Here is a 7944-nt window from a genome sequence, read left to right as displayed (position 1 = left end):
ACGGCCCGGGCTTCGTCGCGGCTCACGTCGGGTCCCGGTCGCATGAGCCGTGTCGCGGTCGCGACCGCGAGGTTCCAGTCGACCATCCCGGAAGAGGCAGCACCACCGATGCTCGTCATGCGTCAACGGTACGTGAGTGGCCGGGGTTGGGGCAGGGCGGCGAGGTGGCCGGGACGATCGGTCACCGGCAGCCGCACGCCGCCAGGGCGGTGGCCGCTTTGTCCAGGGCGGACTGGGCCGCCGCCGGGGCGGTGGTGCCGTTCGCCAGGAAGGCGAAGGCCAGCAGTCGGCCGTCCCGGTCGACGACCGTGCCCGCCAGGGAGTTGACGCCGGTGAGCGTGCCGGTCTTGGCGCGCACGGTGCCGGCCGCCCCGTCGGCGTAGCGGCCGGCGAGGGTGCCGGTGAAGCCGGCCACGGGCAGGCCGGTGAGGACGGGGCGCAGCTCGGGGTGGGCCGGGTCGCCGGCCTTCACGAGCAGGGCGGTGAGCAGGTCGGCGCTGAGCCGGTCGCCCCGGTCGAGGCCGCTGCCGTCCTTGAAGACGGCGCCCTCCACGGGGAGGCCGAGTTTCTTCAGCCGGGCGGTGAGGGCCGCGCCGGCGCCGGCGAAGTCGGCGCGCTCGCCGCTCGCGAGGGCGGTGTGGCGGGCGAGGGCCTCGGCGAGGTCGTTGTCGCTCTCGGTCAGCATCCGCTCGACGAGGGCGGCCAGCGGCGGCGAGGAGACCGTGGCGAGGGTGCGGGCGCGGGTGGTGGCCTTCGACGGGCCGGGGGGCGTGGCCTTGATGCCCCGGTCCGCGAGGAGCGCGGCGAACTTCCGCGCGGCGTCGGCCGCCGGGTCGGCAACGCGCGGGGCGGGGCCGCTGACGGAGGCGTCGGTGCGGGCCTCGTCGGCCATCAGGGGGGTGACGGCGGCGAGGTTGGCGTTGACCCCGATCGGGTGGGTCGTGGTGCCCTGGTAGAGGGTCGTGTCGTAGGAGAGGGTCACCTCGCGCACGCCCTGCCCGGACAGGGCGGCCGCGGTCCGCTCGGCGAGGTCGTGCAGGCTCGCGGGGCCGCCGGTCCCCTTGCGGGCGGTGAGGGTGGGGTCGCCGCCGCCGACCAGGACGACCTCCCCGGTGTCGGGTTCGAAGACGGCCCGGGTGGTGAGGCGGTGCTCGGGGCCCATCGCCGAGAGCGCGGCGACGGCGGTGGCGATCTTCGTGGCCGAGGCGGGGACGAACGCGTCGCCGGAGCCGGTGCCGTACAGCCGCTTTCCGCTGGCCACGTCGACCACGGCGGCGGAGTGGCGGCCGAGCGCCGGGACCTTCAGCAGCGGGTCGAGGACGCCGGTGAGCGCCGTGCCGCCGGGCACCGACTGCACGGCGGTGGCGGTGCCGCCGAGGCCGGTGAGCACGGAGGCGGCCGGCGGGGCCGCCCGGGGAGCGCGGGGCGGCGTACCGGCGTGGGCCGGGGCGCCACCGTGATCTGCGCCACGCGCGGCTTCCAGGGCCGCGGCCCGGTCCCGCTCGGCCGTACGCTGACCGGTGGAGTCCCAGGGACCGGCGGCGGTCGCCACTCCCGCGGCCAGCGCCAGACCGGCGGTGGCGGCGGTCGCGGCGAACCGCCGGGTCTTCGACCGCGCACCCCGGGGGACCTGCGGTGATCCCGGCCGGTCCGGTCGCGCGAACCGCGGCCCGGCGGCCGCGGCGACGCGCGCCAGATACGGCCGTACGGTCCCCGCGGCCCGGGCGAGACGCGGTCGTACGGCGTCCGCGAGCCGCACGACGTGCGGTCTCGCGGCCCGCCAAGGCCTCAGCTCTGGCACGCCCACCAGCCCCTTTCGCGATCACACACCTGCGTGAGGGACACTTAACCACCAGAAGTATGTGCTGATCATGGAGGAGCCACCGGTGGAGTTCGACGTCACGATCGAGATCCCGAAGGGTTCGCGGAACAAGTACGAGGTGGACCACGAGACGGGTCGGATCCGCCTGGACCGTCGACTCTTCACCTCGACCGCCTACCCGACCGACTACGGCTTCGTCGAGAACACCCTCGGCGAGGACGGCGACCCGCTGGACGCGCTGGTCATCCTGGACGAGCCGACGTTCCCCGGCTGCCTGATCCGCTGCCGCGCGATCGGCATGTTCCGCATGACCGACGAGGCGGGCGGCGACGACAAGCTGCTGTGCGTGCCGGCGACCGACCCGCGCGTGGAGCACCTGCGGGACATCCACCACGTGTCCGAGTTCGACCGCCTGGAGATCCAGCACTTCTTCGAGGTCTACAAGGACCTGGAGCCGGGCAAGTCGGTCGAGGGCGCCAACTGGGTGGGCCGGGTGGACGCCGAGGCCGAGATCGAGCAGTCCTACAAGCGATTCAAGGAGCAGGGCGGCCACTGAGCCCCGTCCTCGCGCGCGTCGCGACGGGCCGCACGCGGAAGCGTGCGGCCCGTCGTGCTGTCGTGCGCATACTGAGCACTACGGGGGCAGGCTTACGGACGGTGCCGTACGTCGTACAGGGAGCGCAGGGCAAGTGACGGACACGGAGGACCGCAAGCCGCAGTCGGACGAGGCGAGGAGTGTCTTCGCCCCGCCCGCCGCGGCGGCACCCGCCGAGGCCGAGTCGCCGACGTCCGAGTTCGCCGTCCCCGAGGGGCTGGCCGTCCCGAGGAGCGATCCGGACTCCGAGACGACCTCCGAGTTCGCCCTCCCGGACGGACTGGAGGTGGCCCCGCCGCAGCCGGCCGAGCCGGAGGGGTCGGCGTTCAGCCCGCCGCGCACCTACAGCGCGAAGCAGCCGCCGCCGGCGTTCACCCCGCCGACCGGGATTCCGCTCGTCACCCTGACCAAGGACGTGCCCTGGCAGGACCGGATGCGCACGATGCTGCGCATGCCGGTGACCGAGCGGCCGGCGCCGGAGCCGGTGCAGCGGCACGACGAGGCCGGACCGGCGGTGCCGCGCGTCCTCGACCTGACCCTGCGGATCGGGGAGCTGCTGCTGGCGGGCGGTGAGGGCGCCGAGGACGTGGAGGCGGCGATGTTCGCCGTGTGCCGCTCCTACGGCCTGGACCGCTGCGAGCCCAACGTCACCTTCACCCTGCTGTCGATCTCCTACCAGCCGTCCCTGGTCGACGACCCGGTGACCGCCTCCCGCACGGTGCGCCGCCGCAGCCCCGACTACACCCGGCTGGCGGCCGTCTACCAGCTGGTGGACGACCTCAGCGACGACGAGACGCACGTCTCCCTGGAGGAGGCCTACCGGCGGCTGGCGGAGATCCGCCGCAACCGGCACCCGTACCCCGGCTGGGTGCTGACCGGGGCGAGCGGGCTGCTCGCGGGGGCCGCCTCGGTGCTCGTCGGCGGCGGCGTCCTCGTGTTCGTCGCCGCCGCGATCGGCGCGATGCTCGGCGACCGGCTGGCCTGGCTGTGCGCGGGGCGCGGACTGCCAGAGTTCTACCAGTTCACGGCGGCCGCGATGCCGCCGGCCGCGATCGGGGTGGCGCTGACGGTGGCGCACGTGGACGTGAAGGCGTCCGCGGTGATCACCGGTGGGCTGTTCGCGCTGCTGCCCGGACGGGCGCTGGTGGCGGGCGTGCAGGACGGCCTGACCGGCTTCTACATCACCGCGGCCGCGCGCCTGCTGGAGGTCCTGTACTTCTTCGTGGGCATCGTGGTCGGGGTGCTGGTGGTGCTGTACTTCGGCGTGCAGCTGGGCGCCGAGCTGAACCCGGACGCGGCGCTCGGCGGCGCCCCGCGGCCGCTGCTGCAGATCGCCGCGTCGATGATGCTGTCCCTGGCCTTCGCGGTGCTGCTCCAGCAGGAGCGGTCCACCGTGCTGCTGGTGACCCTGAACGGCGGGGTGGCCTGGGTGGTCTACGGGGCGATGTACTCCACGGGCGGCATCTCGCCGGTGGCCGCCACGGCCGCGGCGGCGGGCCTGGTGGGCCTGTTCGGACAGTTGCTGGCCCGGTACCGGTTCGCGTCCGCGCTGCCGTACACCACGGCGGCGATCGGGCCCCTGCTGCCCGGTTCCGCCACGTACTTCGGTCTGCTGGGGTTCGCCCAGAACGAGGTCGACGCGGGGCTGGTGTCCCTCACGAAGGCGGTGGCGCTGGCCATGGCCATCGCGATCGGGGTGAACCTCGGGTCGGAGATCTCGCGGCTGTTCCTGCGGATCGGCTCCGCCGAGAAGCGCAGGGCGGCGAAGCGGACGCGGGGCTTCTAGCCGCCCGCGTCCCTCGCCGCCCTGCGTCCCCCGGGCCGGTTCCGGTTCAGTAACCGCCGTTGTACGGCTGCTGCGGGTTGTAGCCCTGCCCCTGTCCCTGCCCTTGGCCCGGGCGCTGTCCCGGATGCTGCCCCGGGTGCTGTCCCGGGTTCTGCCCCTGCGGGTACTGGCCGTAGTACGGGCCGTTGCCGTACGGCTGCTGGGGCTGCTGGGGACGGGGGGGCTGCTGCTGCGGGTAGCCCTGGTTGCCGTAGGGCTGCTGGGGCTGGTGGGCGGCCTGCTGGGGCGGCTGCCGGTCGGGGGTGATGCGGCGCAGCTGGGTCGTGGCGTCGTCCATCACGGGCGCCTGCGGGTGCTGGGCGTACTGCGGCTGCTGCGGGGCGACCGGGGCCTCGGCGGCGGCACGCTTCTTCTTGCCGCGTTCCCGCAGGTACTCGACGATGATCGGGACCACGGAGAGGAAGACGATCAGGATGAGGATCGCCTCGACGTTGGCCTTGATGAACCCGATCTGGCCGAGCCAGTACCCGGCGACGGTGACGCCGGTCCCCCAGACGATGCCGCCCACGACGTTGTACACGAGGAACGTGCGGTACTTCATGCGGCCGGCGCCGGCCACGATGGGGGCGAAGGTCCGCACGATCGGCACGAAGCGGGCCAGGACGATCGCCTTGGGGCCGTACTTCTCCATGAACTCGTGGGCCTTCTCCAGGTTCTCCTGTTTGAAGAGCTTGGAGTTCGGCCGGTTGAACAGCCTCGGGCCGAAGAACTTGCCGATCGTGTAGCCGACCTGGTCACCGGTGACGGCGGCGATCACGATCAGCGTGCACACCAGCCACAACGGCTGACTGATGTAGTTGCCCTCGGCCACGAAGAGCCCCGCCGTGAACAGCAGGGAGTCACCGGGCAGGAACGCGAAGAGTCCGGATTCCGCGAAGACGATCAGCAGGATGCCGGGGAGGCTGAAGGTCTCGATCAGGTAATCCGGGCTCAGCCACTCGGGGCCGAGCGCAAGGGTGGTCACGGGGCTGTGGCTCCTGCTGCTTGGGGGATAAGGGCCGTGCTGGTTGCCCAAAAGTATCAACGCATCCGTCAGAACCCGGGTTCCGCCCGGGGTTCCACGGGGGTACCCAGGATGCACTGTGGTCCGCCCGGGGTGAAGCTGGGGTCCATGGGCATCGAGGAGTACGGCGGTGGACAGGGGCCCCGGCCCGACGTCCTGGTGGTCACGACGGACGGCGTGCCGGGGCACCGGGTGCAGGAGGTCATCGGTGAGGTCTTCGGGCTGACCGTGCGGTCCCGGCACCTCGGCAGCCAGATCGGTGCCGGTCTGAAGTCGATGGTCGGCGGCGAGCTCAAGGGGCTGACCAAGACGCTCGTGCAGACCCGCAACCAGGCCATGGAACGGCTGGTCGAGCAGGCACGCGCGCGGGGCGCCAACGCGGTGCTGGCGTTCCGCTTCGACGTGACGGACGCGGCGGACGTGGGCACCGAGGTGTGCGCGTACGGCACGGCGGTGGTCCTGGCCCGGGAGTGACCGGGCCAGGGGCTCACGCGGTGTGCCGGGCGGCGTTGGCGACGATCGCGTCGCGCAGGTAGGCGGCCAGCCCCGGGCGGATCCTCTCGTACGTCTCGGTGAACCGCGGGTCGGCGACGTACATCTCGCCCAGGCAGGTGTGCATCTCGTGCCCGCAGTCGTAGTAAGCGCCCGTGATGAACAGGCGGTGCTCCTCCGCCGCGTCCATGGCCTCGGCGGAGTCCGCCGGCGTGCCGGCGGCCAACAGGTCGGCCACGCGCCGGTGGAGCGCGTCGAGCTCGTCGGTGAGCCGCTTCCAGTCCTCCTTGGTGTACGACGCGGTCCGCTGCCGGGACTGCCGGTAGGCGTCGGTGTCGCCCCAGCGTTCGCGCACCTCGTCCTCGTACTGGTCGGGGTCGTGGTCCCCGAAGACCTCGAACTTCTCCTCGGGCGTGAGGTTGATGCCCATGCTGCGTGCCTCCATGGCGTGTTCGACGGCCGCCGCCATCTTCTGCAGTTTCTCGATCCGGGCGGTCAGCAGGTCGTGCTGGCGGCGCAGGTGCGCCCGCGGGTCCGCGTCCGGGTCGTCGAGCAGGGCGGCGATCTCCTCGAGCGGGAAGCCGAGCTCCCGGTGGAACAGGATCTGCTGCAGCCGGTCGAGGTCGGCGTCGCCGTAGCGCCGGTGGCCCGCGCGGCTGCGCTCGCTCGGGACGAGCAGGCCGATGTCGTCGTAGTGGTGCAGGGTGCGCACCGTGACACCGGCGAAGCCCGCCACCTGTCCCACGGAGTAGCTCACTTCCGCTCCTTTCTCGGTACGCACTCCACCCTGGGTCCTCACGCCACGTGAGGTGCAAGCCGATTTCCTCCCCGGATGTTGCGCACGCTTTGTCCGCTTTATCCGTTTATCGTGTGCGCGTGGCCCAGGACAGTGCACCGCAGGCACCCTCCGCCGCCCCGGCGACCCCGGCACGCGCCCTGCTGCCGACCCTCGTCCCGGCGCTGCTCGTGGGCGTGGTGTCGAGCCTGCTCCTGCTGGGCGTGAGCACCGCGGCCGAGCAACTCCAGGACGTGCTGTGGCAGAACGTGCCGGACGCGCTGGGGGTCGGCCGGTACTCCGTGCTGTGGATGTTCGTGGTGCTGATCGCCACCGGGATCGCGGTCGGGCTGGTGGTGTGGAAGGTCCCGGGACACGCGGGCCCCGATCCGGCGACCACCGGTCTCGACGCGCCCGCGCTGCCGCCCGCGGTGCTGCCGGGGCTGCTGCTGGCGACCGCGTTCATGCTGGCCGGCGGACCGAGCCTGGGGCCGGAGAACCCGATCATCGCCGTGAACGTCTCCCTCGCGGTCTGGCTGGGCGCGAAGGCGGTCCCCCAGTCCCCGGAGCAGGGCTGGGTGGCCCTGGCGGAGGCGGCGACGATCGGCGCGCTGTTCGGTACGCCGGTGGCCGCCGCGCTGGTCATCTCCGAGGCGCTGGCGGGGCGGCGGATCGAGGGACAGCTGTGGGACAACGTCTTCGCGCCGCTGGCCGCCGCGGGGGCCGGCGCGCTCACCGCCACGCTGGTGTCGCGGCCGAGCTTCGACCTGCACCTCCCGCCGTTCGGACAGCCCGACTGGGGCGACCTGCTGGCGGCGCTCGTGATCGCCTCGGCGGGCGCGCTGCTCGGCATGTGCGCCGTGTACGCCCTCCCGTACGTCCACGGGGCGTTCCAACGGCTGCGGCACCCGATGCTGATGCTTCCGGCCGGCGGGGTGGTGCTGGGCGCTCTGGCGGCCCTGGGCGGGCACCTGACGCTGTTCAAGGGGCTCGACGAGATCGCGGTGCTGGCGCACGATCCCGGGGGCTGGTCGGCGGGCGAGTTCGCCACGATGACGGTGGTGAAACTGGCCGCGATGCTCGTCGCCACCTCCTGCGGCTTCCGGGGCGGGCGGGTCTTCCCGGCGGTGTTCGTCGGCACGGCGCTCGGGCTGTGCGCGCACGCGCTCGTGCCCGGGGTGCATCCGGCGGTGGGCGTGTCGGCGGGCGTGCTGGGGATCCTGCTGGCCATCACCCGGCAGGGCTGGGTGAGCCTGTTCGTCGCCGCCGTCCTGGTCTCCGCACCGGGGATCCTCGCCCTCCTGTGCCTCGCCTCCCTGCCGGCCTGGCTGCTGGTCACCGGCCGGCCGCAGATGCAGCTGCGCGCGGACGGGACGGCGGTCCGGTGACCGCCGGCCGTCCCGCCCCCGCC

At 73.1% G+C, this 7944-nt stretch carries 7 protein-coding genes and 1 pseudogene; 4 read left to right on the top strand and 4 right to left on the bottom strand.

The genetic code is table 11. From position 1 onward, the window contains the following. Both B7L92_RS43045 and dacB read right to left on the bottom strand, forming a co-directional pair. Positions 1-119 (bottom strand): annotated as a pseudogene (locus tag B7L92_RS43045) (zinc-dependent metalloprotease); the annotation flags it as partial. 62 nt (positions 120-181) lie between these two features. Continuing rightward, complete coding sequence (gene dacB / locus B7L92_RS34680) at positions 182-1807, bottom strand: D-alanyl-D-alanine carboxypeptidase/D-alanyl-D-alanine endopeptidase (protein WP_081241200.1); 1626 nt, start codon at positions 1805-1807, stop codon at positions 182-184. Positions 1808-1886: 79 nt separating this feature from the next. Between dacB and B7L92_RS34675 the strand changes: the two genes are divergently transcribed. Both B7L92_RS34675 and B7L92_RS34670 read left to right on the top strand, forming a co-directional pair. Then, positions 1887-2378: an inorganic diphosphatase gene (locus tag B7L92_RS34675; protein WP_004985047.1), complete on the top strand. Its 492-nt coding sequence runs from the start codon at positions 1887-1889 to the stop codon at positions 2376-2378. Positions 2379-2511: 133 nt separating this feature from the next. After that, positions 2512-4203: a threonine/serine exporter family protein gene (locus tag B7L92_RS34670; RefSeq protein WP_081241199.1), complete on the top strand. Its 1692-nt coding sequence runs from the start codon at positions 2512-2514 to the stop codon at positions 4201-4203. A gap of 46 nt (positions 4204-4249) precedes the next feature. Here the strand turns inward: B7L92_RS34670 and B7L92_RS34665 are convergent, their stop codons facing one another. Next, the gene (locus B7L92_RS34665) at positions 4250-5227 is read right to left on the bottom strand and encodes a DedA family protein (RefSeq protein WP_081241198.1); all 978 of its coding nucleotides are present in this window, start codon (positions 5225-5227) and stop codon (positions 4250-4252) included. 147 nt (positions 5228-5374) lie between these two features. On the opposite strand from B7L92_RS34665, the gene B7L92_RS34660 reads away from it, so the two are divergent. After that, positions 5375-5740: a YbjQ family protein gene (locus tag B7L92_RS34660; RefSeq protein WP_004985052.1), complete on the top strand. Its 366-nt coding sequence runs from the start codon at positions 5375-5377 to the stop codon at positions 5738-5740. A 13-nt stretch (positions 5741-5753) separates the two neighbouring features. On the opposite strand, the gene B7L92_RS34655 is transcribed toward B7L92_RS34660, so the two are convergent. Then, positions 5754-6515, bottom strand: a complete 762-nt coding sequence (locus tag B7L92_RS34655; protein WP_081241197.1) for a MerR family transcriptional regulator — start codon at positions 6513-6515, stop codon at positions 5754-5756. 119 nt (positions 6516-6634) lie between these two features. Between B7L92_RS34655 and B7L92_RS34650 the strand changes: the two genes are divergently transcribed. Then, positions 6635-7921: an ion channel protein gene (locus tag B7L92_RS34650; protein WP_081241201.1), complete on the top strand. Its 1287-nt coding sequence runs from the start codon at positions 6635-6637 to the stop codon at positions 7919-7921. The last annotated feature ends 23 nt before the right edge of the window (positions 7922-7944 follow it).

The sequence above is a fragment of the Streptomyces viridosporus genome, assembly GCF_002078235.1.
Taxonomy (GTDB): Bacteria; Actinomycetota; Actinomycetes; order Streptomycetales; family Streptomycetaceae; genus Streptomyces; species Streptomyces viridosporus.
This window is presented reverse-complemented; position numbering and strand designations above follow the sequence as displayed.